General features: G+C 41.5%; 26 protein-coding genes. 6 read left to right on the top strand and 20 right to left on the bottom strand.

All coding sequences use genetic code 11. The features are described from left to right. Positions 1–168: 168 nt before the first annotated feature. The 4 genes from JZO85_RS04100 to JZO85_RS04085 are packed head-to-tail and all read right to left on the bottom strand — an operon-like array spanning position 169 to position 2,563. A complete protein-coding gene (locus tag JZO85_RS04100; protein ID WP_207107244.1) occupies positions 169–534 on the bottom strand; it encodes a DUF1048 domain-containing protein in 366 nt (121 codons plus the stop codon). Further along, positions 531–860 (bottom strand): helix-turn-helix transcriptional regulator, encoded by a 330-nt coding sequence (locus JZO85_RS04095; RefSeq protein WP_207107243.1) that lies wholly within the window; start codon positions 858–860, stop codon positions 531–533. Before JZO85_RS04095 ends, JZO85_RS04100 begins: the two co-directional genes overlap by 4 nt. 24 nt (positions 861–884) lie before the next feature. After that, on the bottom strand, positions 885–1,640 hold the full coding sequence (locus JZO85_RS04090) for an ABC transporter permease (RefSeq protein ID WP_207107242.1): 756 nt from the start codon (positions 1,638–1,640) through the stop codon (positions 885–887). Further along, complete coding sequence (locus JZO85_RS04085) at positions 1,637–2,563, bottom strand: ATP-binding cassette domain-containing protein (RefSeq protein WP_207107241.1); 927 nt, start codon at positions 2,561–2,563, stop codon at positions 1,637–1,639. The genes JZO85_RS04090 and JZO85_RS04085 overlap by 4 nt, the downstream gene beginning before the upstream one ends. A 222-nt stretch (positions 2,564–2,785) precedes the next feature. Here JZO85_RS04085 and JZO85_RS04080 point away from each other — a divergent pair, with 222 nt between their 5' ends. Next, on the top strand, positions 2,786–3,328 hold the full coding sequence (locus tag JZO85_RS04080) for a biotin transporter BioY (RefSeq protein WP_207107240.1): 543 nt from the start codon (positions 2,786–2,788) through the stop codon (positions 3,326–3,328). Positions 3,329–3,361: 33 nt separating this feature from the next. Here the strand turns inward: JZO85_RS04080 and JZO85_RS04075 are convergent, their stop codons facing one another. The 8 genes from JZO85_RS04075 to JZO85_RS04040 all read right to left on the bottom strand — a co-directional run bounded on the left by JZO85_RS04075 (position 3,362) and on the right by JZO85_RS04040 (position 10,987). Further along, on the bottom strand, positions 3,362–4,243 hold the full coding sequence (locus tag JZO85_RS04075; RefSeq protein ID WP_207107239.1) for an ROK family protein: 882 nt from the start codon (positions 4,241–4,243) through the stop codon (positions 3,362–3,364). A gap of 53 nt (positions 4,244–4,296) precedes the next feature. Further along, positions 4,297–5,196 carry a ketose-bisphosphate aldolase gene (locus JZO85_RS04070; RefSeq protein ID WP_207107238.1) on the bottom strand — a complete coding sequence of 300 codons (900 nt, stop codon included), beginning with the start codon at positions 5,194–5,196 and terminating at the stop codon, positions 4,297–4,299. An 18-nt stretch (positions 5,197–5,214) separates the two neighbouring features. Beyond that, a complete protein-coding gene (locus JZO85_RS04065) occupies positions 5,215–6,066 on the bottom strand; it encodes a class II fructose-bisphosphate aldolase (protein WP_207107237.1) in 852 nt (283 codons plus the stop codon). Between the two features lie 25 nt (positions 6,067–6,091). Further along, positions 6,092–7,177, bottom strand: coding sequence for a PTS fructose transporter subunit IIC (locus tag JZO85_RS04060; protein WP_207107236.1), 1,086 nt, complete (start codon positions 7,175–7,177; stop codon positions 6,092–6,094). Positions 7,178–7,778: 601 nt separating this feature from the next. Beyond that, the gene (locus JZO85_RS04055) at positions 7,779–8,090 is read right to left on the bottom strand and encodes a PTS fructose transporter subunit IIB (protein WP_207107275.1); all 312 of its coding nucleotides are present in this window, start codon (positions 8,088–8,090) and stop codon (positions 7,779–7,781) included. A gap of 22 nt (positions 8,091–8,112) precedes the next feature. Beyond that, the gene (locus JZO85_RS04050; RefSeq protein ID WP_207107235.1) at positions 8,113–8,607 is read right to left on the bottom strand and encodes a PTS sugar transporter subunit IIA; all 495 of its coding nucleotides are present in this window, start codon (positions 8,605–8,607) and stop codon (positions 8,113–8,115) included. A 1-nt stretch (position 8,608) separates the two neighbouring features. After that, on the bottom strand, positions 8,609–10,078 hold the full coding sequence (locus JZO85_RS04045) for a BglG family transcription antiterminator (protein ID WP_207107234.1): 1,470 nt from the start codon (positions 10,076–10,078) through the stop codon (positions 8,609–8,611). Positions 10,079–10,360: 282 nt separating this feature from the next. Beyond that, entirely contained in the window at positions 10,361–10,987 is a 627-nt protein-coding gene (locus JZO85_RS04040; protein ID WP_207107233.1) for a DUF1054 domain-containing protein, read from the bottom strand. Positions 10,988–11,268: 281 nt separating this feature from the next. Between JZO85_RS04040 and JZO85_RS04035 the strand changes: the two genes are divergently transcribed. Both JZO85_RS04035 and JZO85_RS04030 read left to right on the top strand, forming a co-directional pair. After that, on the top strand, positions 11,269–12,276 hold the full coding sequence (locus JZO85_RS04035; RefSeq protein WP_207107232.1) for an alcohol dehydrogenase catalytic domain-containing protein: 1,008 nt from the start codon (positions 11,269–11,271) through the stop codon (positions 12,274–12,276). Positions 12,277–12,545: 269 nt separating this feature from the next. Then, complete coding sequence (locus tag JZO85_RS04030) at positions 12,546–13,277, top strand: MIP/aquaporin family protein (protein WP_207107231.1); 732 nt, start codon at positions 12,546–12,548, stop codon at positions 13,275–13,277. 56 nt (positions 13,278–13,333) lie between these two features. Here the strand turns inward: JZO85_RS04030 and JZO85_RS04025 are convergent, their stop codons facing one another. From JZO85_RS04025 to JZO85_RS04015, 3 genes are all read right to left on the bottom strand, one after another. Beyond that, a complete protein-coding gene (locus JZO85_RS04025) occupies positions 13,334–13,585 on the bottom strand; it encodes a hypothetical protein (protein WP_207107230.1) in 252 nt (83 codons plus the stop codon). A 109-nt stretch (positions 13,586–13,694) separates the two neighbouring features. After that, complete coding sequence (locus JZO85_RS04020) at positions 13,695–14,159, bottom strand: VOC family protein (RefSeq protein WP_207107229.1); 465 nt, start codon at positions 14,157–14,159, stop codon at positions 13,695–13,697. A gap of 57 nt (positions 14,160–14,216) precedes the next feature. Further along, a complete protein-coding gene (locus tag JZO85_RS04015) occupies positions 14,217–15,050 on the bottom strand; it encodes a helix-turn-helix domain-containing protein (protein WP_207107228.1) in 834 nt (277 codons plus the stop codon). Between the two features lie 228 nt (positions 15,051–15,278). Here JZO85_RS04015 and JZO85_RS04010 point away from each other — a divergent pair, with 228 nt between their 5' ends. Further along, on the top strand, positions 15,279–15,530 hold the full coding sequence (locus JZO85_RS04010) for an AbrB/MazE/SpoVT family DNA-binding domain-containing protein (protein WP_207107227.1): 252 nt from the start codon (positions 15,279–15,281) through the stop codon (positions 15,528–15,530). Further along, the gene (locus JZO85_RS04005; RefSeq protein WP_207107274.1) at positions 15,530–15,847 is read left to right on the top strand and encodes a type II toxin-antitoxin system RelE/ParE family toxin; all 318 of its coding nucleotides are present in this window, start codon (positions 15,530–15,532) and stop codon (positions 15,845–15,847) included. The genes JZO85_RS04010 and JZO85_RS04005 overlap by 1 nt, the downstream gene beginning before the upstream one ends. A 56-nt stretch (positions 15,848–15,903) precedes the next feature. Here JZO85_RS04005 and gltX read toward each other — a convergent pair whose 3' ends face one another. The 3 genes from gltX to JZO85_RS03990 form a co-directional block, all read right to left on the bottom strand. Next, the gene (gltX, locus tag JZO85_RS04000; RefSeq protein WP_207107226.1) at positions 15,904–17,415 is read right to left on the bottom strand and encodes a glutamate--tRNA ligase; all 1,512 of its coding nucleotides are present in this window, start codon (positions 17,413–17,415) and stop codon (positions 15,904–15,906) included. A gap of 76 nt (positions 17,416–17,491) precedes the next feature. Beyond that, entirely contained in the window at positions 17,492–18,868 is a 1,377-nt protein-coding gene (gene gad, locus JZO85_RS03995) for a glutamate decarboxylase (RefSeq protein WP_207107225.1), read from the bottom strand. Between the two features lie 35 nt (positions 18,869–18,903). Next, positions 18,904–20,379 carry an amino acid permease gene (locus JZO85_RS03990; protein ID WP_207107224.1) on the bottom strand — a complete coding sequence of 492 codons (1,476 nt, stop codon included), beginning with the start codon at positions 20,377–20,379 and terminating at the stop codon, positions 18,904–18,906. 520 nt (positions 20,380–20,899) lie between these two features. Between JZO85_RS03990 and JZO85_RS03985 the strand changes: the two genes are divergently transcribed. Continuing rightward, positions 20,900–22,408, top strand: coding sequence for a helix-turn-helix domain-containing protein (locus JZO85_RS03985; protein ID WP_207107223.1), 1,509 nt, complete (start codon positions 20,900–20,902; stop codon positions 22,406–22,408). Between the two features lie 612 nt (positions 22,409–23,020). On the opposite strand, the gene JZO85_RS03980 is transcribed toward JZO85_RS03985, so the two are convergent. Both JZO85_RS03980 and JZO85_RS03975 read right to left on the bottom strand, forming a co-directional pair. Then, complete coding sequence (locus tag JZO85_RS03980; RefSeq protein WP_207107222.1) at positions 23,021–23,971, bottom strand: Gfo/Idh/MocA family protein; 951 nt, start codon at positions 23,969–23,971, stop codon at positions 23,021–23,023. 68 nt (positions 23,972–24,039) lie between these two features. After that, positions 24,040–24,654: a TVP38/TMEM64 family protein gene (locus JZO85_RS03975; protein ID WP_207107221.1), complete on the bottom strand. Its 615-nt coding sequence runs from the start codon at positions 24,652–24,654 to the stop codon at positions 24,040–24,042. Between the last annotated feature and the right edge of the window lies 1 nt (position 24,655).

Genomic DNA, 24,655 nt, shown 5'->3' with positions numbered 1-24,655 from the left:
GTACTCTTGTTGATTACATTTTAAATTTTAGAGGAAAACTCGGTCCACTACTTCCAACGAAAGTACAAAGTCTAGATACGACTTAAGACCGAAGAACATTCGTTTTTTTAATGCTTGGCTATAAAAAAATAAAAGCACTGCCAGCGAATCCGTTGGCAATGCTCCCAGTTATTTTCCTTTATTGATTTCCTTTGCAACACGTTCGTTCATTTTCCGCTTCAATTCATTAATTCGCGTCTTCGCTTGGATCTCATGGAGCATATTTTCCGCGAATTCTCCGACATCCTCGCCGACTAGCTCCAGCACTGGAATATTGTTGCCTGCCCCTTCTTGGAAGAAAGCCAACAGCTCATACATCGGCTGCAGCATATCCATGCCATCACCTGCTGTGAACTCCCATAAAAATTTTTGGATTTCTTTATAAACCACTTGATATTCCTGAGGCAAATCCTTTAGTTCGGCCATTTTTTTATTGTATTCTGCTTTATCTGTAAACATCTGTTTGAAATAGTTGTAAGGATTTTTATCTGTCATTCTTTTTTACTCTCCTTTAGCTTGTCCATTTGGCCAGAAATAAATGCCCAACGCTGCCAAAATAATTCTAGCTCTTTTTCTCCAGCCTCGTTCAATGAATAAAATTTACGCATTGGACCGACCGTTGATTTTTTCTTTGTGACGGTCACTAACTGTTTCTTCTCCAACCGCAGTAAAACCGTGTAGACCGTTCCTTCCACAATATCTTCAAATCCGTACTTCTGTAAGTTATTTGTGATCTCATAGCCGTAGGTCTCATGTTGATTAATGATCTCCAAAATCATCCCTTCCAGCACACCCTTCAGCATCTCCGTAATCCCGTTCACCGTTATCACCCTTCCCAATTGCTGCTAACGTAATTTTTTTCGATAGACATATATAGATAATACTTGGAAAATCACGATCGCGCCAATGCTCCATACAAAAGCAATCCAACTGTCTGATGGAATCACACCCTCCGTTAAAATTGAACGCAGAGTATTGATGATCGGTGTCATCGGCTGGTAGTCAGCAAAGCCTCTTAAAACCTTTGGCAGCGTTTCTGTCGGCACAAAACCGGAACTGATGAACAGCAAACCAATCAGCAAATAGGAAAAAGCGATCGCCGTCTCATTATTCTTAGCGATCAGGCCAAACAGCACCGCAATCCATGAAAGTGCATAGGTCGCAACCAGCAGCAGAAGGAGTGCCGCGAGCCACCCCAGAACATCCGCTTTTGGCCGAAACCCGATCAAAATACTGCTTACCAACACAATCATCGCAGAAATAAAATTGAACATTACACTAGTTACCACATGACTGTTCAATATGGCTGATTTGGCAATCGGCATCGAATGGAATCGTTCAAAAATCCCATTTTGAACATCCGTGTTTAACCGAAAAGCCGTATATCCAACACCGCTGGCAACCGTAAACAACAAAATTGCCGGCACGATAAAGCCTTTATAGGTCTCTTGCGGAATGGTCATCGCCCCGCCAAAAATATAGATAAATGCCAGCATCAGCATGATCGGCATTAGTACTACGGTCATGATCGTATCCACACTGCGAGTCATATGCTTCATCATTCGCCCAGTCAATACCATCGTATCTGAAAATACGTTCATTTTTCTTCCTCCTCTCGATTTTCTACAACCATAAAGAAAACATCATCCAATGACGCTTGCTTTTGCGTAAAGGTCAAAACCTCAAGCTTCGCTTCCTGCAATTGATTCAGGACCTGGGTGATTTTTTCAACATTGCTGTTCGTAGCGACATTGAGCGCCAACAGCTCCTTATTAATCTTTCCGCCAACAAGTCCTTCAGCAGCGGCTAATGTTTCCTCATCCGCGAAGGTCAACTCCAGCGTTTCCTTTGGCAAATGCTTCTTCACTTCGGCGACAGTCCCCTGAATCGCGATTTTCCCCTGATTCAAAATGGCTACTGTGTCCGCTAATTGTTCCGCTTCTTCTAAATACTGTGTCGTCAGAAAAATCGTCACACCCGCCTTTTTCAGTGCTCGAATCATTTGCCAAAGGGCCGCTCGCGCCTGCGGATCTAAGCCAGTCGTTGGTTCATCCAGGAAAAGAATCTTTGGCGGATCGATCAAACTCATCGCTAAATCCAGCTTGCGGCGCATTCCGCCAGAATAAGTTTGAGTCGGACGATCGGCTGCTTCTTGCAGATCAAACTCAGTTAACAGCTCATCGATCTTTTGCGAGTAATTTTTCATATGACGAAGCTTTGCGATTAAAACTAAATTTTCCCGTCCCGTTAATACCTCATCTACTGCAGCAAATTGGCCAGTCAAGCTAAATTCCTTTTGAACCTCCAGCGGCCGCTCCATAATATTTAAACCAGCGATCGTAATACTTCCTTTATCCGGCTTCAGTAAAGTAGTCATCATCTTAACGGTGGTGGTTTTCCCTGAGCCATTCGTTCCCAATAAAGCAAAAATACTTCCCGTTGGTACGTGAAAGCTGATTTTATCTAAAACCTTGTGATCAGAAAAAGCTTTTTCCAAATCAACAACATCAATTACATCCTGCATCTTGCTCACTCCCTTTTTATTTTCAAACCTATCATCGTTTTCCATTTGGCTAGCTCTCCAGTACTATGTATTATTAAGTACGACTATACTGTAAAACTAAGTAGCTATTTTGTCAACTACTTTGTTCTACTAGGTACCATTTTTTTCTTTACATCTCGTTAACCATCAAGTATACTTTCGTTAACCAAAATAAAATACATTGTTAACGAAAGAGTGAGTCTATTGAAATTAAGCAGTCGAGAAATTGTTTTAGCCGGATTATTTGCGGCAGTTATCAGCATTTTAGCCCAGTTCACCATTCCATTTGGGCCTATCCCACTAACCTTGCAGACCTTCGCTGTCGGCTTTGTTGTGACCATCCTAGGTAAAAAAACAGGAACCCTCGCGGTTGCGATCTATTTATTGATGGGAATGATCGGCTTGCCGGTCTTAGCCGGCGGTGCCGCTGGAATCGCCAACTACTTCGGACCCACAGGCGGATTTTTAGTCGGATTTATTTTCCAAGCCTATTTCACCGGCTTAATCATCGAAAGAACCCGTTTCAATTATTTTTGGTCGATCTTCGCGAACGTGATCGGCGCCTTCATTACCTTATTCTTCGGATCATTATGGCTAAAATTTGGCGGCAGTCTGCCGTGGAACGCGGCATTTTCAGCAGGCATGATCCCCTTTATCCTGCCGGGGCTGATCAAAGCGTTGGCTGCTGGGTACTTAGGTGTCCTGCTTGGTAAAAGATTGCCCTTTACCCATTTGGTGTATCGCTAAGTAACGAAGACAAAAAGAATCGCAGCCCTTCATTTACGAAAGACTGCGATTCTTTTTGTCTTCTAGTTCCTTTTGTGCCAGCAGCAGTGTCCCGATCACGCCGCTTTCATTCGGCAATCCCCAACGAATGATATATTCTTCGACTGGCGGAGTCTCCGTATAGCCCGCCATTAATTCAGTGAATTGCTGCTGGATTTTTTTAAGCAGATGATTCTGATTCATCACACCGCCGCCTAAGACAATGACCTCTGGTGCTAAAACTAAGGTATACGTCATCAACGCCTGAGCCAGATAGTTCGCCTGCAGGTCCCAAATCGGATGATCCAGCGGCAGGTCTTCTCCCTTGATTCCGCTTCTTGCTGCTAATGCTGGGCCGGCAGCTAGCCCCTCCAAGCAATCTTTGTGGTAGGGACAGGTTCCCTGATACGTGTCCTCTGGATCGCGCTTGATAAAAAGGTGCCCCATTTCAGGATGGCTGATGCCTTGAAAAACCGCTTCATCCATCACGACACCACCGCCGATCCCAGTACCGATCGTTAAATAAATACAGCTCCGTTTTCCCTGTGCCGCTCCGCGTTTTATCTCTCCAAAGGCTGCTGCGTTCACATCGGTTGTCCAACCGATAGGTACTTTGTAGCGCTGCTTCAGCTGGCCAAGAAGGTCCACATTCGTCCAGCCCTCTTTAGGCGTTGCTAAGATATGACCGTAATTTTCTTGGCTCGGCTGAATTCCGATTGGTCCAAAAGAACCGATTCCTAGCGCATCAATGGGATACTGGTCAAAAAAAGCAAACACTTGGTTGAAGGTCGTTTGCGGATCAGTTGTCGCTATACTGATTTTTTCTATTATGCGCAGCTTTTCGTCTGCCACAGCACAAATAAATTTTGTGCCGCCTGCTTCAATTCCTCCATACAATAGGTTTTCCTCCTAACAAAAAGCGCCAAGGGAAAATCCCTTGGCCCCATCGATTAATTTTGCTCTTGTCTCCAAGGCTGAACATTTTCTTTGCGATAAACCGCTGCTTGACCGATCGAGTTGAACAACTCCATCTTTTGTTTTACGACTGCTTTGGCTGCATCGATACATTCTGGATAGATCGCATTTGGGTCCCACAATTCCGTTGTTGAAAGAATCTCGCGACATTTTTTGTAGAAGGCATACTTGTAGTCGGAGGAAATATTGACCTTTTGAATCCCAATTTGGACCGCTTTGGCGATTTCTTCATCTGGATTGGCTGACCCGCCATGAAGAACCAATGGGATGTCGACTCTGCCTTTGATATCTTCCAATACGTCCATTTTCAACTCAGGCTTGATGTCTTTTGGATAAATTCCATGAGCTGTTCCGATCGCGACTGCCAATGTGTCGATTCCAGTTTTTTCGATAAATTCTGCCGCATCTTCTGGTTTTGTGTAGATGACTTCTGATACGCCGCCCTCAACGGAAGTTCCGGTATTGCCGATCGTTCCTAATTCCCCTTCGACTGAAACACCGATCTTGTGACAAACATCCACGACTTCTTTGGTGATCGCGATATTTTCTTCAAACGGCAGTAATGAACCGTCGATCATAACAGAGCTGAATCCGCAGTGGACAGCGCGCATGATGCTGGCTAAGCTGTCTCCGTGGTCCATGTGAATAACAAATGGCACGGAACTATTTTTCGCACGAGACACTGCGTATTGGAAAAATTCATCTTTCGTGAAATCTAATTCTGTTGGGTGAACCGCGATGATTGCCGGCGCATCATTTTCTTCTGCTGCTTCAATGACGACACGTAAGAAATTGCTGTCAGCGACATTGAAGGCTCCTACGGCGAATTTGTTTTCCTTGGCGATTTCTAACATTTGCTTCATATTAATTAACATTTGACTTGATCTCCATTCTTATGCTTTATTTTTAGAACCCGAAAGTTCGATATACCGTTTGACTACTTCTTTTCCTGCTGCCATCGTTTGATGAACAAGCGTTGGATAATCCACCTCTGGATTGTCCTTTAATTGCCTTTGGACTTCGGCCTTCTGAGCCTTCATAAAATCCGAACCAACATTGATTTTATTGATCCCTAACTCGATCGAACGGAGAATATTTTTCTCTCCAGCACCCGATCCGCCGTGCAACACGAGGGGCAGATTGGTCGCCGCCTTGATTTTTTCTACAATATCGAAACGAAAATCCGGTACGTACCCTTCTGGATAATCCCCATGACTTGAGCCATAAGACAGTGCCAGACAATCAACGCCAGTCTCTTGAATGAAGCGAATCGCATCATCCGGATCGGTGTACATCTCATCATTAGTAAAATGATCACCGGCTACAGCACCCATATCGCCTACCTCAGCTTCGACACTGGCACTATAAACCTGCGCTAATTCCACCATTGCCTTCGTGATCCGAATATTTTCTTCCAACGGATACATGGAGGCATCCATCATGACACTGGAAAACCCTTCATGCAGACACTGCTTAACAAACGCGACATCTTGACCGTGATCCAGGTTGATCGCGACATCGACTTTAGCATTATTCGCCATTCGGATGATCGGTTGGGTCAGATAACGAATAGCCAAATGATCCTGCAAATGATCCTGCAGCAGATCGACAATGATGGGAGATCGCATTTCTTCTGCCGCTTCAATCACAGCCTTAGCCGTTTCCAGATTGAAGCAGTTGATCGCCATCACGGCATACTTTTCACGATTGGCTTTTTGCAGCATTTCTTTCATCGAAACATACATCTAATGACTTCCTCCTAATCCAGTCCTATGAAATCTTGATTGAAGAAAAATCAACCTCTTCCTCTTCTTCATCGTCTTTGATATCATTTTCGACTGGTTCTCTCTTAAGTGCGAATAATAAAATCCCAGTCACTGCCGAACCAATCAATAGGGCTAGCGTGAATTTCAACGGATCCGTCATGGCTGGAATAATGAAGACTCCGCCTGAAGGAACCGGCGAACCGACACCCCATGACATGCTCAGGCCGCCACCAATCGCCGCACCTACCGTACACGATAGGATGACGCGTAACGGATCAACCGCCGCAATCGGAATGACACCCTCTGTGATCATACAAAGACCCATTGGGAAAGCAATTTTGATATTGTCCTGCTCTTCTTTTGAATATTTTGGTTTACGGAAGATTTTAGATAGAACCCAAGAGATCGTTACACCAAATGGCGGTACCATTGAAGCTAAAACCTTCACTGCTTCTGGTTCTTGCACACCTTCCAGCAACATACCATCGGCAAAGAGCGAAGCTACTTTGTTGACTGGCCCGCCAAAATCGAATGCCGCCATTCCACCCACAATCGAACCAAACAAGAACTTGCCTGAGCCCTGCAAGCCAACGAGGAAATCGGTCAAAGCTTCTGTTGCCCAAACAATCGGCACACCAATGACGAAGAACATCAATAACCCAATAATCAAAGTAGATAAGAGCGGTACGATCATCATCGGCATCAGGCCTTGTGCCCATTTTGGCACCTTCAAGTTTTTCACTAGGAACAGTACGAAGAAACCAACCAAATAACCACCTAACATCCCGCCTAAGAACCCAGCGCCGATGGAATTAGCGATCAACCCCATGAACAACCCTGGTCCAATCCCGGGACGATCTGCAATTGAATACGCGATCGCACCTGAAATTACTGGTGCCAGCAATCCCATGCCCAATACCCCAAGTGAGACTAACGCATCTGGAACCGAATAGGCGGCCTTGTAATCCTCAATGACCCCACCACCAGTCAAGTTTCCGATCGCGATCAACAACCCTGCCGTAACAACAACCGGTAACATGTACGAGATTGCCGTCAAAGCATGCTTTTTCAATTGAAGCTTCTTAAACATTTTATTCATCTCCTTATTCATTTTTAAGTATTCATTTTTCTAAAACCGAAAAATGAGTCTTATTTTCATGCCGTATACCATTCCTCTAAACTTCATTGCACATGATTCTGTGTTTCTTTGGATACTTATTTTTTTTCGAATCGAACTGGGAAAAGTGGAACTGGCATCCTTATTCATTTTTAAGTATTCATTTTTCTAAAACCGAAAAATGAGTCTTATTTTCATGCCGTATACCATTCCTCTATACTTCATTGCACATGATTCTGTGTTTCTTGGGATACTTATTTTTTTTCGAATCGAACTGGGAAAAGTGGAACTGGCATCCTTATTCATATTAAGGAATTAATTTTTCCTCAGAAAAATTAGTCCTATTTTCATGCCGTATACCATTCCTCTATACTTCATTGCACATAATTCTGTGTTTCTTTGGATACTTATTTTTTTCGAATCGAACTGGGAAAAGTGGAACTGGCATCCTTATTCATTTTTAAGTATTCATTTTTCTAAAACCGAAAAATGAGTCTTATTTTCATGCCGTATACCATTCCTCTAAACTTCATTGCACATAATTCTGTGTTGCTTTGGATACTTATTTTTAAACTTACTTCATTACTTCCTCCTCAATTTTGTTGATTAGGCCTTTGGGTGCCTTGATCACCATACTCGTTGGGATTTCCACCACCTTTTTGCCTTCAAAACGGTCCTTGCCGCCGATCTTGATATCCGCTGCAATAATGACGACATCGGCTGCCTTGATTTCTTCCATGGTTAGTTCATCTTCCGTACCGATCGTTCCCTGCGTTTCGATGTGGACAGTATGTCCCAATGCTTTGGCGGCCTTTTCCAACTTTTGCTTAGCGATGTACGTATGAGCGATTCCTGACGTACATGCCGCAACTCCAACTATTTTCATCATCTATTCCTCCATTTTCTTATTAATCTTCTTCCATTGGATCCTTTGATAACAATTCCATCATTTCTGCTTTTGTTTGAGCGTTGACCATATTTTCGATAAAGTCTTCATCGGCTAAAAGCATCGCGACTTTTTGCAGCAGCTTGATATGCATTGTGTTCGCATCGGTATTTTTAACCGCGAACAAGATAATCACTCGAACCGGCTCTTCATCCAGTGATTCCCATTCAATCGGTGTGCCCGCTTTCCCAACGACTAGCGAAGTCTTGATCACACTGTCTGATTTTCCATGAGGGATCGCGATACTGTTGCCAATGCCGGTCATCCCTTCTGCTTCTCGCTGGAACACATCAGCGGCAAATAGCTCTTCATCTTCTATGTCTCCATTCGCCATCAATAAGCGGGTTAGTTCGTGAATCGCTTCTTCTTTTGTTTTCGCTTTCATTTCTAGTTGAATCAACTCTTCAGTAATCACATCGGCGATACTGAAATCATCCATCATTTGCTCTGCTGTCATCTTATATCTCTCCTAACATCTCTTTCACTCTTTTTTCATCCTGTTTGGTAAATACTGAATTGACTAAAATCGTTGGGATCATCATTTCGATCGTCAAATTAACTGTCGTTAAAATCAGATCGATGTTCTGATAGTTCTCTGGTGCCTTGGTAAATTTCCGTGCCGATAAAACATCGACGATCTCTAATTCAGGAAAAGCCTTTCGCACCTTCACCTTCAGCAGCTCCGAAGTTCCTACACCGCTGCTGCACATGATCAGTACCCGTTTTTTTGAATGGATCATTTCCTTATACTTCACAAAATATAAGGTCAAAAAGCCGATCTCATCTTCAGAAATCTCATTTAAGTGATACTTTTCCTCCGCCGCTTGGCTGACCTGCTGGACCTGTTGAAAAACCTCTGGATATTCCAGCTTAATATCTCCCAGCAAATCATTTTTGACGATGATCTCATTTTTTAAGCGATACAATAATGGATCGATATGCTCATACAGATCTTGGCGATTCAGCTGTTGATCGACCTTCATTCCCATCAAACGACTCATTTCCGTTGCAAAAAAATCGGTGATCGCTAATGCCTCTTTGGATTTCCGATTCAATTTGATCGGTTCCTTTTCCATCCGCGAGGAAATCAAGTACTGGAATAGATAGAAGGTCTCGCTTTCTGGCAAAACGATCGCTAAGTAGCGGTTCAGCTTCGTAATCACCATTTTAGAAAGCTGATACAACTGGTCATACTGCGTGATCAATTCCTCCTCATCAGGGTCCAGTAATTCTGCGCAGGTATCCGCGTGGATCTCCCCTTCTCGCACCCGCTTGATCAAAATATAGATATGAGAGAAGATATTGCTGTTATAGGGATATGCGATCCCATTCTGCAATTTCCGCTCGATATACTCCAACAAGGACGTGATAAAGTTGATATCATAGGAGCTGATTTTTTCTTGCTGGGTGGAAAAGTCCTCTTCCCAGACCCGATTCGCACTGATCAAATGATTGACGGCCTTGCGAATATGCTTTTCCGTCCCTTCGATTGAGACCCTCTGCCCCTTGCGAATCAGCGCCAGCTGATAATCCAGCAGAAACTCCGTCATCCGTACCAAATCATTCGTAATCACAGTGGAGCTGACATAGTACTCTGCGAACAGCTCTTGGATCAGCACCTTTTTCGGCGATTTGAATAACAAGGTCAGCAAAATCGTATTTCTTCTTTCCAACGGACCTTGGACCGTATTTTCTCCGCGCTTGCGGACACTTTCTTTTAAATAATTGTCATAATCTAAACGAAACCCCTTGCCGACTTCTGCTAAAATCAGTTCCCCTACGTCCGAAGCTTCATTGATTTTTTTGATCGTTCGGTAGATCGTTTTCGTGGAAACATTGGCAAATTCAGCTAACTCTTGAGCGGTAAGTGTCATCCCATGTTTGATAAACAATTCGATCAATTGTGTTTCACGTTTGCTTAGCTGCATTTTGTCAACCTCCTTGTCCTTAATATAGCTCTTTTTAACTGTCGTACATTTTTTCTTATGTCCACTGAAATGGACATTTCTATAAAACGCTTTCAATAACTTCTTTAAACTTCTCTTGAAAATAACCCGCTCTTTAAAAACGCTGGGATTTTTTAACGCTATCAAAAATGCTTCAGACTAACCAATCCTCCTAACTATTTCTTTTCGCCTTCGCTGGATAAAAAAAACAGCGAAAAATTCGCTGTCCAGCTCATACTAATTATAAAAGATTAAAAATGTTCCCTAATTTTCCACCTGTGCAAAACTTGCTTGATTGGCTAATTGATAGATTGGTACCAATTGTCGATAGGTCTCAAGCATAAATGCTTGCGCTGCTTCAGGTGTTTTCCACATCGGATCTTCTTTTTTAATGATTCGCCCAATCTGAAACTCTCCCTTTTTCACATCACGAAATCTTTCCAACAGCCGCTCTGTGCTTTCTGGTGATAACTCCTCCACTTTAGGCTTCGTGTGATCACCGGATAAAACAAAATCTGGGGATAACCCAGTGAACACCTGCGGATTATCCAGCAGTGTTTGTGCGATCGCCTGCTCATTTTTCGGCTGATCAATGCAGGAAAGCCACATAAAAACATACTCCGGCCAGATTCCCAGCTGGAAGTGGGGTTCCATCTTATAGCCGCGTTTTTGCCGACTTAAGGCTGACCACGTATTTTCTGGTGGATAAGTTGTACGACGACGATGCTGAGCAATGTGGATAAACAATGACTCATCCAACAGCGGCTCCAGCATTTGTTGAAACACTTCATCTAATTGTTGAAAAGTCGGCTGAATCTCCTTGCGAATAGCAGCCATTCGCTCATCCAATCCGTCAACTTCAAAAACCTCAAAACTTTTTTCAGTGAACATGTTATTCCCCCTGCTTCTTTATTTTTTGCTCAATAAATCAATTCTACCTATCTTAGGTCAGGCTCACAAGCTAAGTGCAAATAATTTCTGCGTGAAACAGCTGCGACTTTTTCCTTCTTCTGCGCTTTTGACAAATAACTCGTTGAAATTTTGATAAAACCGCGGAGTTCTTTTGATATTTTAAAGAAATTATTTCCCTCTCTTTGTTAAATCAAGTATATTATAAGTAGCCATTTTATTATTGGATATTCAGAAAGTTATTTCTGAGGAGGGTAAAACGAATGATTTCAGACGCGATTGGGTTCGAGAAAAAATTTCGTTTAAAAGAAGACAAAAAATTTGAACACTACAAAATCATGCTCCCAAAATTACGGGAAAATGATGTCATGATAAAAATTTCCGCTATTTCTATCAGTACCTTAGACACTCAGATTCGCCAAACAATTAAAGGGTCGAAAAAGCCCTATATTTTAGGCTTCGGCGGCGTGGGAATCATTACACGCCTAGGCAGCAGCAACCCGCGATTAAATGTCGGTGATCGTGTATTGTACGTAAATAAAGTGGGAAAATACGGCAGCTACAGCAATTTCCAGATTGCGGATATTCGTTCCATCGTGAAATTACCGGACTCTTTCCCTACAGATGAGGCAGCTGCTTTTTCCTACAGCTTTTTCTTAGCCTTTGAAGTGCTGTTCAAGCAGCTGGAGTTAATACCAAAGCCCGGGAAAAACCAAGGGAATCTGCTGATTTTGAATACGTCTGACGGGCTGGGCGCCACCATCATCCAACTAGCTAAGTGGGCTGGCTTGAAGGTCGCGGCGACGATCAACAAAAACAATTCAGAAATTTGGATCAAAAATATGGGCGCCGATGTCGTATTCTCACAATCGACGCATCTATCAAGAGAACTGAACGGTGCTGAAATGACACCCGTTGACTACGTGATCAACTTGGATACCGAAAAGGAAAAAAGCTTCGACCACCTTGCTGAATTCAAGGATACTGCCAGTGTTTTACTCTTGCATTTCATTAAAAAGAAAAACAAGAATTTTGATCCAGACTATCTGAACTTTTACTGCGAAGAATTCTTGGAGACTTCCTTTGCCAGCGAAGAAGGCATTGAGTATTCACGAAAAATCATGGAGCTGCTGGTTTATTTATGGGAAAAGGATCAGTTAAAATCGATTTTGACAGCGCAGCTGAATGGTTTTTCAGATAAAAATTTCTATGGTGCGCATAAGCTGATTGAAAACAATCCAAACTTTCGCCACCTCGTGTTAATAAACTAGAAATCTCGTTCAATTGAACGGGATTTTTTTATGTTCAAACTCCTCAGAACAATCCTCTCCTGCTGTGAACTTCAGGATATGCAGATTTGTTTAATCACTTATTTTGCTAAAAATCAGTGTGAAGCTGCTTGAATAACCAGCGTTGTCATTTCTTATAGAAATTTTCCGCTTTTCTGAGGTTAACATTTGCTAATTACAAAGAATGGGCTTAAGATATAAAATGAAATTTTCATTTACATTTTCATTTCAATTATTCTTAGGAGGTTTTTATGGATTATTCACTGACTACTCGGTTAGCAGCTGAGTTCTTGGGGACTGCTTTGTTAGTAATGCTGGGAAATGGCGCAGTTGCCAATGTTGATTTAAGAGGAACAAAGGGTTACGGCAGTGACTGGATGTTGATTGCCGTAGGCTATGGATGCGGGGTCATGATTCCTGCAATGATTTTTGGCGGTATCAGCGGCAACCACATCAACCCGGCGTTTACAATTGGTTTAGCGGTTAGCGGCCTGTTCCCTTGGGCGGAAGTTTTGCCTTACATCGTCGTTCAATTTCTTGGCGCAATGGTTGGTCAACTAGTCGTAGTAGCCAGCTACAAACCTTATTACGATCAAACAGAAGACAAGCTGCATGTTTTAGGAACCTTTTCAACGATTAATAGTGTTGGTTCTAAATTCAACGGATTCGTAAATGAGTTCTTCGGCTCATTCATTTTATTCTTTGGTGCACTTGGCATTACCAAAGCCCCCTTCTTCCAAGATAATTTGGGAACAGCGCATTTAGCGTTAGGGTTTTTGGTTTGGACATTAGTCGCATCCTTTGGCGGACCAACTGGACCAGGTTTGAATCCTGCTCGTGATTTAGGCCCTCGGATCATGCATGCCTTATTGCCATTGAAAAACAAAGGCGATTCACAATGGAGCTATTCTTGGGTGCCGGTTTTAGCACCAATCATTGCTTCAATCGTAGCGATTGCACTCTATAAAGCATTATTTATTTAAACAAAAACACGACCGCAAAAATCATGCGATCGTGTTTTTTATACTAGCTTTAATGATCAGTCGACGATTACTCCTTTGTCCCGTCGCTTTTCCTTCATCAATAGGTCCTTTTCCAAATCGATCGAAACAGGTTTGGGTTCAGCGACTACGACCAGAATATCTTCATTGTTCTTATTCTTGATTTCTTTGATCCCGACATGTTGCTGTCTATCTTCAAGCGTAACGCTTTGCATCGCTTGCTGTTCATTTTTTACAGGATCGATAAAATCATTTGGCTGGATCGGCGGCACGATATCATGTTCATTCATTGCAACTACCTCCAAAAGAATTTTCTTATTAAGGTCATTTTACGCATATCTTTGGTGTCTTGCAACTTCCTTCGCAGGTCCCAGCACCTTTTTCCAGCCTTACTCGCTGCTAATCAGTCCCAATCTGTTGAACAAATTCCACTGGAAACATTGTTTTTTCAGCGGTCTCTTCCACTGACAGCCCTTGAGCTAAGAAGCGCTTCACGACACTTGCCATACTTTCGGAGACCTCCACAATATACTTGTCAAAATCATAAAATCGCATCACTCGTTGTCCCCAAGGATACTCTTTGCTGTGGTGCAGAAACTCGATGCCGTCGACTTTTGAAAGCGTCTCTTCCCACTTATCCAAATCCTCAACTTCAAAATAAAGCTGGAAATTATCCGGCTGCTCCTTTGGATTCAAGGGAACACCAAGCAGCCCTTCATAATCGGCCTGCAAAGAAAAGCCGCTCTCAAAGGATACATGGATATTATCCAAATCCATCGCTATTTTTTGTTCCATGACCCCTTCATAAAATTGCTTCGATTTTGTCATATCTTTCACTGCCAATAATATTCCGCTATAATTCATCGCTATCACCCGTCAGAGCCGTTACTCGACTCGCCTTTCTTTTTCTCAACTATACCTTTAGAACTTTGCGATTTCACTGTAAAAATCGGACATCTTTTGCTGATAGGCCTGCGGTGTATTTCCTGTTACCAGCTTAAAATCGCGATTGAAATGAGAAAAATCATAGTATCCAGCGGCTTCGTACGCCGTAGTAATATCTCCTTGCGGCTGATTCAGCAATCGAATCGTTTGATTAACCCGAACCAGCCGGGAGAAGGTTTTAGTACTCATTCCCAGATACTCATTGAACAGCCGTGTTAAATGCCGTTCACTGTAGAATGCGGTATTCGACAACTCCTTTAAAGAAACATTCCCAGTTTGACGGATGATCGTTTTTGTTGCAGCCTTTAATTCTGGCGGACAATCTGCTAAAATGGCCGGCAAAAATAAATGATCGATGCCAGTCAACAGCTCTTGAACGCTTCCTGTCGTTTCCAACAATTCCACTATTGCTCGATTCAGCTTGGGCTGGACTGCATCAAAGGAGAAGTTCTGATCAACAATTTCATTTTGCTTAAAACCTAAAAAGGAATATAGCCCAGCCGGTTGAAATTCCACGATAACTATTTGATCAAATGTCCCTGCTTGGTCGCCCACACACGCTGTCCTGGTCGCCGGACCAAATAGCCGACTGCTGAATACGTGATTTTTCAGAGCAACGGTCAACGTTGCACAGCCATGAGGAATGATCGTGTATTCTTCTGAAATCGTCTGTTTCTTCGGAAAAGTCAGCGTGTAGTTAGAGATATACTGCTGCAATGCCGCATGCGGCTTCACATACAAACAATCCCTATTCCGAAAAATGACCCGCTGATTTTGCGGATACAAAAACAGCGCTCTCTGATCAATCATCCTCTCACCTCTTTCATAGTAATGGTTCAATTTTAGTTAAAATCGATTGATTTTCATTCCGGATACCATTTTACTAATCTACTGAAGTCGAAAGTAAAACTGGTAACCTCTTTCGTATTAATGACTCTATTCTCATCATATCAATCCTTTTTTGAGTTGCAACTAGATAATCATAACTTCCTTAAATAGTTATAACATGTTATAATTTCGTAAAAAGAGGTGATCTGAATGGGAAAAATCAAAGTACGAAAGATTGGAAATTCCGTTGGGGGAATTTTTCCTAAAGAATGGGGATTACATGAAGGAGATATCTTGGATGTTAAAAAAGAGGGAAATTATTTCATCTTAGATGCCCAAGAAGTCGCAAAAAAGAAAGATCGTGCGTTAATCGAAGAGAGTTTTGCGGAGTTTAAAACAAATAATACTGTTTCTGAAGAAGAAATGACTACGCTCTTTGGCAAATATGGTTGGGGTGAATGATGGAGTCTTATCAGCTCGTTTATTCCGTCTCTTTTAAAGATAGTTTGATACAGCTTATTTCAGAATGGGAAAACGATCTTTTTCTTTCAGAAGAAAAAATCAAACACTTCGTTCAATTAATTTATCGCTCACTAGAATTATTAAAACTATTTCCTAAAATGCATGAAGATATTTCTCCTTTATATAGTTTTGATATTCCGACGTATCGAATCTTAATTGGTCAAAGCTATGCACTCTTTTATCGAATTGATGAAGTGAACCATTCAATTCTAATTGGAAAAATCTTTAAACAGAAACAAATGCATCTGAAATTTTAAAGTCTAATGACTGGCAAAAAAACTGCGACTCTCAACGAGAATCGCAGTTTTTTACTTTATTTATTCAAAAAAGCCAATGCATTGTCGATCAAATGCTGCACGGTATCCTTCGGCATTACTGATAGAATATCTGTGATTTGCGGTGCAGATTTGCTGTCGGTGAATACGACATTCAATGGCATGTACAGCTTGCGTCCTTTTTGTTCAGTCGATTTTTGAACAGCGGATATAATTGCTGAATAGTCCACGGGTGCTGTCGCATTTTTCAACTCTGCTGACATTGCAGTCAAAATTTGTTTGACACTTTCGCTATCAAATTCTGCCAAGTCGGTATAAGTGAAGGTCACTTGGTTGGCATTTTTGATAAACAAGATTTTTTCCATAAATGTCATCAAAGTCTTGGCTTCTGTATGATAGATATCCACGACTTTTTTTACAAAATCAAGGTCATTTTCGATCCCGATGGCTTTTAATTGTTCTGCTACTTCTGTTTCTGCGGCATCAACTAACAGCATGATCCGTCTTGTTAATTCTTCTACAGAAGTTTTTTTGATGTATTCAGCATTTGTCCAATCGAGTTTCTTTTGGTCGAAGTAAGCAGGCGATGCTGACATTCGGTTGATATCATAGGCTTCGATCAATTCATCTCGAGTGAACAGTTCTTTTTCTCCAACTGGTGACCAGCCAAGAAAGGCAATAAAGTTCAGCAGCGCTTCATTCAAATAGCCGTATTTACGGTATTGGCTGATGAATTGCAGCGTATTCTTGTCCCGTTTACTTAATTTTTTATGGGTATCCAAGCTATAGATCAGTGTGATATGACCAAATAGCGGTTGTGGGATACCTAGTGCTTCGTATACGGCGATTTGTTTTGGGGTATTCGCAATATGGTCATCCCCTCGTAAAACATGTGTCATCTTCATTAGGTAGTCGTCGATCACTACGGCAAAATTATAAGTGGCCATGCCGTTGCTTTTTTCAATGATAAAATCTCCACCGATATTGTCTGAGTTAAATTCCACGCGACCTTTGATCATGTCGTCCCAACCATACACGTGGTTTTCAGGCAAATGCAGACGAACCGTAGATTTACGCCCTTCTGCTTCGGCTTGTTTGATTTGTTCTTCTGTCGCGCCATACCAGCGTCCATCATAATGAGGGGCGATTTTGGCTTCGATTTGTTGGTCATGTAATTCTTTCAATTCTTCTTCAGTCGCATAGTCGCGGTACGCAAGACCTGCGTCTAGTAATTGCTGTACGTATTTGTGATACAAGTTCACACGATCTTTTTGGTGGTAAGGGGCAAATTCAACTTTCGGTTTATCCGGACCTTCGTCCCAGTCGATACCTAACCAATGAAGATTCTCCATCTGGCTTTCTTCACCATGCGGAACATTTCTTTTCAAGTCAGTATCTTCGATTCGCAAAACCCAAGTGCCGTTATAATGCTTAGCAAACAGGTAGTTGAATAACGCTGATTGCGCATTTCCTAAATGTAAAAAACCTGTTGGACTTGGTGCGTATCTCACTCGTACATCGCCGGTAACTTCTACTTTGTCTTTTTTCAATTTGATTCCCTCCAGTTTAAAAGCCCTAATAAAAAGGGTACTTTATCAGGGCTTTAATAACAGATGCTATTATAGGTTAAGATGCGTGATGAATCAAATGATTACTATTTAGATCGTCAATTGCACGATGTAAATCATCGATGAAATCATCACAGATAGCCATAGTCATAGCTGGGCGAACGACGATCCGACTGATGGTAACATCGTCAAGATCTTTTGGAAGTGGATAAGCAGGCACTTGCCAGCCATATTCTTTCAACTTGTCTTCTAAATCGTATAAATTCCAAGTTAATTCGATATTATCCGCAATTTTCCAGCAGTTGATTGGTAATTTTGACCCATCGTTAATGATATCAAAAATACCTAGCGCTTTTAATTCAGTATTGATTCGTTTTGATACTTCTCTTACATTGTTCATAATAGCTGTGAATCCTTCACGGCCAAAACGAATCAAATTGTAGTACTGCGCAACAATGTGTGCACCGCTATGAGAGAAGTTAATAGCGATTGAATCTACGCTGCTGCCAAGGTAAGGCACAGCAAAACGCATTTCTGATGGTAAGTATTCTTCCGTATTTTCACGCCAAACAATCCAGCCAATCCCAGGATAAACCATCCCGTATTTATGCCCTGAAACATTGATTGATGCTACATTTTTCAAACGGAAGTCCCATGGTTTGAAACCATCAACAAATGGTGCGAAGAAGCCGCCAAATGCTGCGTCGACATGAATCTTAATTGGTAGTTGTGCCGTTTTGTTGTATTCAGAAACAAGTTCATCTAGTTTTTGAATATCATCTACTTCGCCGGTGTAAGTAATCCCTTGGATTCCTACGATACCAATGGTGTTTTCATCCACATAATCCATAACGATGTCCGTATTTAATGACATATGGTTTTCATCCATTGGAACTTCCCGCATCTCGACATTCCAGTACGTACAGAATTTTTCCCATACAACTTGGAATGCAGACATGATAACTAAGTTGGGTTTGTGTTCATGCAAGTTGTCGATATCTAGACCTGCTGCTTTGGCACGGTGTTTCCAGCTGTGTAATAAAGCAAGACCGCCTAGCATACAACCTTCTGAAGAACCGACTGTTGAAGTTCCGATGAAGTCTTTGTATAATTCTTTGCCTTCGCCAATATTCCACATATGTGCAATCATACTAATTGAATAGTTTTCCATTGCTGTGGTTTTTGGATATTCTGATTTGTCAATCGCATTCGTTTCAAGTGATCCAAGCATTAAGCGGTCCGCTTGTGGTTCCATTTGAGTGGTACAAAATGTTGCCAAGTTTTGATCGGCCTTTGCTTCATTTAAACGAATATGATTGACGAGCGTCTCGGCTGTGTCTGGGTTCATACCCTCATCAGGCAACACTTGTTTAGGCATGCTGCGAGCAGCTTCTTTACTTCCTAAAAATGAACTTTCTAAATAATCTGTATGCATATTGATAATCCCCTTGTAATTTTATCTGACTATTGTTAATGAGCTTGGTGATGTAAATCTCCAGATTTATCATGATGATGAAGTGTCCAGTTTCCATGGAATTGATACATGATCAATGGAATGAAGAAAACAACAACAAACGCGGTCAACAACAATGTTAGGTACGTATGTTTTTGCTGTGCACTGTAAGCAGCTGGCGGGAAGAATGTTACGATAAACCCGAAAGCTGATAAAACGAGACCTAAAACACCCATGATGACACGCATTACTTTTGATTTTGCGGCACGGAATGTCCGATTCAAATCGTCATGTTTGAATACTAAAACCAAATAAGTAACGAACATCAGCATATACATTAAGGTATACAATGCAACGGTCAAACTCATCGCTGTTTGGAATGAAAGATTTGATTTATCGCCGCCAGCACCGAAAGTCAATAGTGCAGCCATGATCGAAACGATCACACCTTGCAAGACCATAACATTCGTTTCAACGCCGTAAGCATTCGTTTTTGCGAAACGTTCTGGCAAATACCCCTCTTTAGCCGCTTCATACATCCCAGCATTTGGTCCAACGACCCAGCTGCTGATTTCGCCGATGATTCCGATCGCAAGTAATAGCCCAATTAAACGTTCAATAAAGACAACATTGATCCATGGAAATTGTTGGACCAAAGCCCCATAAGCATAAACAATCCCTGTACTTAATTGGATTTTAGCGTTTGGAATCGTGGCTCCGATTGAGATTGTTCCGATAATATCAGATGCAATCGCACAAATCGCCAAAGCCATCATGACTTTCGGATAAACAGAAGGTTTCTTTAAATCTTTTACGTGAGTCGCTGATCCTTCAGCACCCGCAAAGGCTAAGATAAATGGAACAAATCCAACTAATACATTACCGCTCCAGCTTGATGGCAGGATCGTATGCGGATTGATTTTGATCAGCATTGGATTGCCCTTAACCAAATAAGTGATCGTTAAAAACAATAATAGAAAGACTGGAATAATGACACCAATCGTAAAACTCCATTGCGCGATTTTCCCTGTGATCTTTGTTCCTCGTTGTTGTGCGAAGATCAAGCCCCACAAAATGACCATCATAATGATGAATTTGAACAATGGATTCGTATTGATAACTGGAACATTGAACGTGATTGATAAACAACCAATGATGAAATACATCATGGTACACATACCAACAGTAATATGGATCCATTGATAAAATAGTGCTGACCAACCAAGACGTTCCCCTAACATGTGACGTCCCCAAGTAAAGATCCCGCCTTTGCTCCAACCATCGATCGAAGCCATTTCACCAGCGGAACGTGTTACGGGAATAAACCATAGAATACCTGCTAAAAATAGGAAGAACAAAGCTGTTGGTCCTTGTTTAGCAAAAGCCGCAAACCCGTAGACAGTCATGACCATTGAAGTAGTCATTGAGAACAATTGAACACCTGTAAGCTGGTTATGATCGCTTAAAGAGGTGGTCTTCTCTTCGTTATTCATTTGTGACACATCCTTTAAATTCATTGCAATCGAAGTGCGCACTTCCGAACTACAGCCATCATATTAGCCTTATATAAATCAAAGTCAAACCGTGTTTCAGCCCTCTATTAGAAGGTTTATTAAAAGAAATACTCCCATCATAATGGCAGAAACCCTTTATTCATCGCCACTTTCTCTCGTCTTTTCTCACAATATAAAAACGCTTTTTAAGAAAAAAAGAAAAAGGTCTGAATTGTGCAGCAAATCACCGCAAATTTTTGGAACAAACCGTCCCTTTTTTTGCAGCAAATGATAGACCTCACAAATAAAGCCTAAAAAAAAGAGAATCCTCGCAGACATCTCTAAATCAACTTTCACATAGTCCTTAGTCCTCCTTTAATGCTGTCCCCTTATACTGTTGAACTTGGAGGATGCCAATCGGTCCGTTTTCGCCTGTGAAGAAAATGGTATGCGGCATGAAAATCAGACGAGTTCTATCTATTAAAAATGAATCCCTATTATGAAAAAGGAGTGTTCATTCATGAGCATTGATGTATTATTGGATTTTGAAAGTCAGGCGCTTTTCGCTATTTTCACCTATTTAAAAGAGAATCCCGGCTTCCACGATATCAATGAAATCTCAGAGCAGGTCGGCTTTGAGAAACGAACGACATTAAAATATTTGGACCGCTTAACGGTACTGTCCGATGAGGTGGGCAAACGAATCGGCTCTGCCCCTCTTGTTCTCTCAGATCGAAGCTACCAAATCATTCAAAGCAGCTACGCTGAAAATAAAGAATTATCCTTAGCCATCTATCATATTTCCATCAAGATCGACCTGCTTGAAGGTCTGCTGCTAAACAAAGAAAATACCATGGATTCTTTGATGGATACCTATAATTTAAGCTATTCGACCTTGAAAAAGGATGTGTATGAGGTCCGGGATTTCCTTAAAGAAGCGAATATCGATCTTCATATCCGAAATGGCGAGCTAGTATTATCCGGGCTGGAGCCAACCATTCGCCTGTTCTTTTTGAGTTTCTTTTGGCAGCTGTACGGCGGTTATGGTCACCCCTTCAATATTGAAAACTCACCAGAGAAAAATTTTATTTTTGAGAAGCTTAGTTTTTTATTAGCTGATCAAATCGATCCCATCACCAAGGTTCAATATGACTATCTAGTAGACATTACACTGATTCGCTATTTAGCTGATCAAAAGATCAAAAACAATGAACTGCCGATCGAGTCGATCCTCATTGGGAACGAATTCGTCCAGCATTTCGATTTTATTACTGAAGAAAATGTGCTGGCCTATCCAAATTTCAAAGATGAATTGTGCTTTATGCTATTATTCCTACAATCAAAAATGGTCTTTTATCGAAACAATAAATTCTATCAAGCGCTTAAAAAGTACCACAAAGAAATCGACTCCAATATTTATCAAGCCAATCAATTTTTCTTTCAGAATATTGGCCTGCTCTTTAACCACTTCCAATTTGACTATGAGGAGTTGGAAAAGGAACTGTATGTCATTCACACACGACTATTATTCAAAAGCTTTTACAACTATGTACCGATCGGTGAGCATTACAATCTTTATCCCGAGGACATGGCAATCGTCCAAGAAAACCTACGCCTGCGTTTTGAATCCATTTGTCCGCGAAATAGTTTGATCTATTCCCAGCTTGACTACGCGATCTTTCTTTACGCGGCCTTGAGCATCGCCAATGAATTTATGACAGAATACGAATTATCGATCTTCATCGACGATTCAAAGGGCGAGTTCAATTCTATTTGGCTAAAAAAATTCTTTACGAAAAGTACTGGCGGTCTAGTCAAATTGAACTTTGTTGATCCTAATCGTTTTTTACTGGCAGATGAATCCGTCGATTTGATCATCAGTACCAATAAATTCTTCCCAGTCCAAAATAGTAAAAACAAGCCGATCCTCTTTTTGGAGTGCAAAGACAAGTATGAAGACTTGAAAAATTTTCAAGCGATGGTTCGAAAAATCATGATTCAAAAAAATAAACAGCCGCAATTAAACTAAAATTACGCACAGTTTCAGAGCATAAATCTAACTTTTTGTTCATTTCAGAGAATGAGCCGGCTAAACTGCCGCTTGGCCGATAAATGTCCTCGAAAGTAAAAACTGCTTTTATGCTATACTGTCCTCAGTTAGTTTCTCTTTCCAAAATTAAAAACTAACTGACAAAGACGATCGACCGACATATTCGATCGTCTTTTTTTTTGCCAGTTTTTCTTCATACTTTAGCGTGATTAGAAAAATGGTAGGCGTACGAAAATAAATTTTTTTGGTTCTAAAAAATCTCCTCTATACTGAGCTAGCTGCCAGTTCTGCTTTTTGTAATGTATTGCATTTGAGCAGAATCCTTTATTTTTGAACAAGATGTTTAGCAGAATAGTAGATATGAAAAAACCCCTCTTAGAATAAATTCTAAGAGGGGTTCACCAGTATCAAAAATTTGATAGAAAGGTTCTTCGTCCACTAAGCTTCTTTCCGACACCCTGAAATCCGACAGGTGACTTGCGTCATTGTGCCTCTGGTATCGAAGGATCATTTTTCAGATCCACTCGACTCGTCGCATGAGACAAACTATAGCACATCCATGTAGCCTTTGACAATCACTTTTGATTGTTTTTATAGATTGCTTTTATAGATTGCTTCAGTCATCGCTACTGTTTTTAAGGTCAGCTCCTTTGTGACAACTGGACTTTCTAGCCGTCCTTGCTTCAAACACGCATTCACATGATCCACTTCAAAAACAAATTCGCTGTTCTGGCTGCTGTGCAATGTTTCCCGCTGGCCATCCCGATACTCAATCTCAGCAGTGTCCGTCTTCCAAAAATCAGGAACAATGATTTTGCCCTTGTCCCCATAAATAATCATCTGTTTGGGTAAATCTAAATCAACCGTCAAAAAGATGGTGCCCAACACGCCATTGGGAAAGCTCAATGTTACTTGTGCCTGAGCATCCGATTGCCCTTCTGGAAAAGTCAATGTTCCCTTGAACTCAGCTGGCGAGGCCTTTAGTAAATGCTGCATGTATTCTAACGGATAGGTTCCCGCACCGCGAAAGATACCGCCACCCGCACTCAGATCACGAAACCAAGAAATATGATCAATGTTGGGATACGCCGTTACCGAGTCCAACCATCGAACGGCACCGATTTTTCCCGCTTGAATGATTTGCTGAATTTGATGGGTGATTGGCAAAAAAAGAGCTTTTTGAGCTTCCATCAAGAACAGCTTGCGTTCTTCGGCGATCGCAAATAGCTCTTCTGCTTGTGCAAGCGTCATAGTAAAAGGCTTTTCCAACAAAACATGCTTATGATTCAATAATGCCAATTTTGCCGCTTCATAATGTGCCTTATTATAGACCGCCACATACACGATATCGACATCTTCGCTTTGACACAGCTCTTCATAGCTGCCAAAAGCATTGGGAATATCTAATTCCTGCGCCATTTTTTGGGCCTTTTCGATTCCTCGCGAGGCGATCGCTGAAACGATGCCTTCCTTACTCTCTTTTACTCCCGCCACAAAACGCGGAACCACTTGTGCGGTACTTAAAATCCCATAACGAATCATGCTATTTCCTCCCAAACACTATAATAAAGAACTGATTTAAAAAAAATCAGTTCTCTTTCTTGATTATTCTACATACCAGTCAACGTTTTGTTCAAGACAAACAGACAGAAGTAGCCATATGCTCCCACAGACCAAAGCTTAAATAGCAAAATGATCTTCAGGTACTCCCGAAAAGAAAGATCGGTCATTCCCGCCACCAGACACGTCAGGTCGTCTGGTAAGAATGGAAAAATGAAGCAGATGATCAACAATTTCTTGATGTCCTGTGTATGCCCCTGTAAAGTCGCTTCAAATTTTTGAAAATTCTTCTCAGACAAAACAAGACGGGCAAACTTTGGACCAAAGCGTCGTACCAATAAGAACAGGCCGATTTCTCCTATCACCAGTCCAATATAACTATATATAATCCCAGGAATATTGCCAAACATCAGCATTCCAACAATCGTCGCAATCCCACCAGGCAGAAAAGGAATGATCGGCTGGATCGCTTGCACGACGATGAAGGCTGCAATAGCAAAGTTACCAAAATTCCTGATAAAATGTTGCAGATCCGCTACCGAGCTAAACATCCCGGAGCGTCGTGTGTAGATCAATATAAAAACAAACGCCGCTAAACCAATGACAGGCAGTATTTGGATTACCTTCTGCTGCCATGGTGCGCGTGAACGTGATTTTTGTGCCATC

It is taken from the genome of Candidatus Enterococcus murrayae (assembly GCF_017315985.1).
Taxonomy (GTDB): Bacteria; Bacillota; Bacilli; order Lactobacillales; family Enterococcaceae; genus Enterococcus_A; species Enterococcus_A murrayae.
This window is presented reverse-complemented; position numbering and strand designations above follow the sequence as displayed.

Bases quoted from the DNA above. Each gene is read 5' to 3' on its own strand.
- JZO85_RS04100 (WP_207107244.1), bottom strand. From the start codon at position 534: ATGACAGATAAAAATCCTTACAACTATTTCAAACAGATGTTTACAGAT.
- JZO85_RS04090 (WP_207107242.1), bottom strand. From the start codon at position 1,640: ATGAACGTATTTTCAGATACGATGGTATTGACTGGGCGAATGATGAAG.
- JZO85_RS04085 (WP_207107241.1), bottom strand. From the start codon at position 2,563: ATGCAGGATGTAATTGATGTTGTTGATTTGGAAAAAGCTTTTTCTGAT.
- JZO85_RS04070 (WP_207107238.1), bottom strand. From the start codon at position 5,196: ATGTTAATTAATATGAAGCAAATGTTAGAAATCGCCAAGGAAAACAAA.
- JZO85_RS04065 (WP_207107237.1), bottom strand. From the start codon at position 6,066: ATGTATGTTTCGATGAAAGAAATGCTGCAAAAAGCCAATCGTGAAAAG.
- JZO85_RS04060 (WP_207107236.1), bottom strand. From the start codon at position 7,177: ATGTTTAAGAAGCTTCAATTGAAAAAGCATGCTTTGACGGCAATCTCG.
- JZO85_RS04055 (WP_207107275.1), bottom strand. From the start codon at position 8,090: ATGAAAATAGTTGGAGTTGCGGCATGTACGTCAGGAATCGCTCATACG.
- JZO85_RS04050 (WP_207107235.1), bottom strand. From the start codon at position 8,607: ATGACAGCAGAGCAAATGATGGATGATTTCAGTATCGCCGATGTGATT.
- JZO85_RS04045 (WP_207107234.1), bottom strand. From the start codon at position 10,078: ATGCAGCTAAGCAAACGTGAAACACAATTGATCGAATTGTTTATCAAA.
- JZO85_RS04040 (WP_207107233.1), bottom strand. From the start codon at position 10,987: ATGTTCACTGAAAAAAGTTTTGAGGTTTTTGAAGTTGACGGATTGGAT.
- JZO85_RS04035 (WP_207107232.1), top strand. From the start codon at position 11,269: ATGATTTCAGACGCGATTGGGTTCGAGAAAAAATTTCGTTTAAAAGAA.
- JZO85_RS04030 (WP_207107231.1), top strand. From the start codon at position 12,546: ATGGATTATTCACTGACTACTCGGTTAGCAGCTGAGTTCTTGGGGACT.
- JZO85_RS04025 (WP_207107230.1), bottom strand. From the start codon at position 13,585: ATGAATGAACATGATATCGTGCCGCCGATCCAGCCAAATGATTTTATC.
- JZO85_RS04020 (WP_207107229.1), bottom strand. From the start codon at position 14,159: ATGAATTATAGCGGAATATTATTGGCAGTGAAAGATATGACAAAATCG.
- JZO85_RS04015 (WP_207107228.1), bottom strand. From the start codon at position 15,050: ATGATTGATCAGAGAGCGCTGTTTTTGTATCCGCAAAATCAGCGGGTC.
- JZO85_RS04010 (WP_207107227.1), top strand. From the start codon at position 15,279: ATGGGAAAAATCAAAGTACGAAAGATTGGAAATTCCGTTGGGGGAATT.
- JZO85_RS04005 (WP_207107274.1), top strand. From the start codon at position 15,530: ATGGAGTCTTATCAGCTCGTTTATTCCGTCTCTTTTAAAGATAGTTTG.
- gad (WP_207107225.1), bottom strand. From the start codon at position 18,868: ATGCATACAGATTATTTAGAAAGTTCATTTTTAGGAAGTAAAGAAGCT.
- JZO85_RS03990 (WP_207107224.1), bottom strand. From the start codon at position 20,379: ATGAATAACGAAGAGAAGACCACCTCTTTAAGCGATCATAACCAGCTT.
- JZO85_RS03985 (WP_207107223.1), top strand. From the start codon at position 20,900: ATGAGCATTGATGTATTATTGGATTTTGAAAGTCAGGCGCTTTTCGCT.
- JZO85_RS03980 (WP_207107222.1), bottom strand. From the start codon at position 23,971: ATGATTCGTTATGGGATTTTAAGTACCGCACAAGTGGTTCCGCGTTTT.
- JZO85_RS03975 (WP_207107221.1), bottom strand. From the start codon at position 24,654: ATGGCACAAAAATCACGTTCACGCGCACCATGGCAGCAGAAGGTAATC.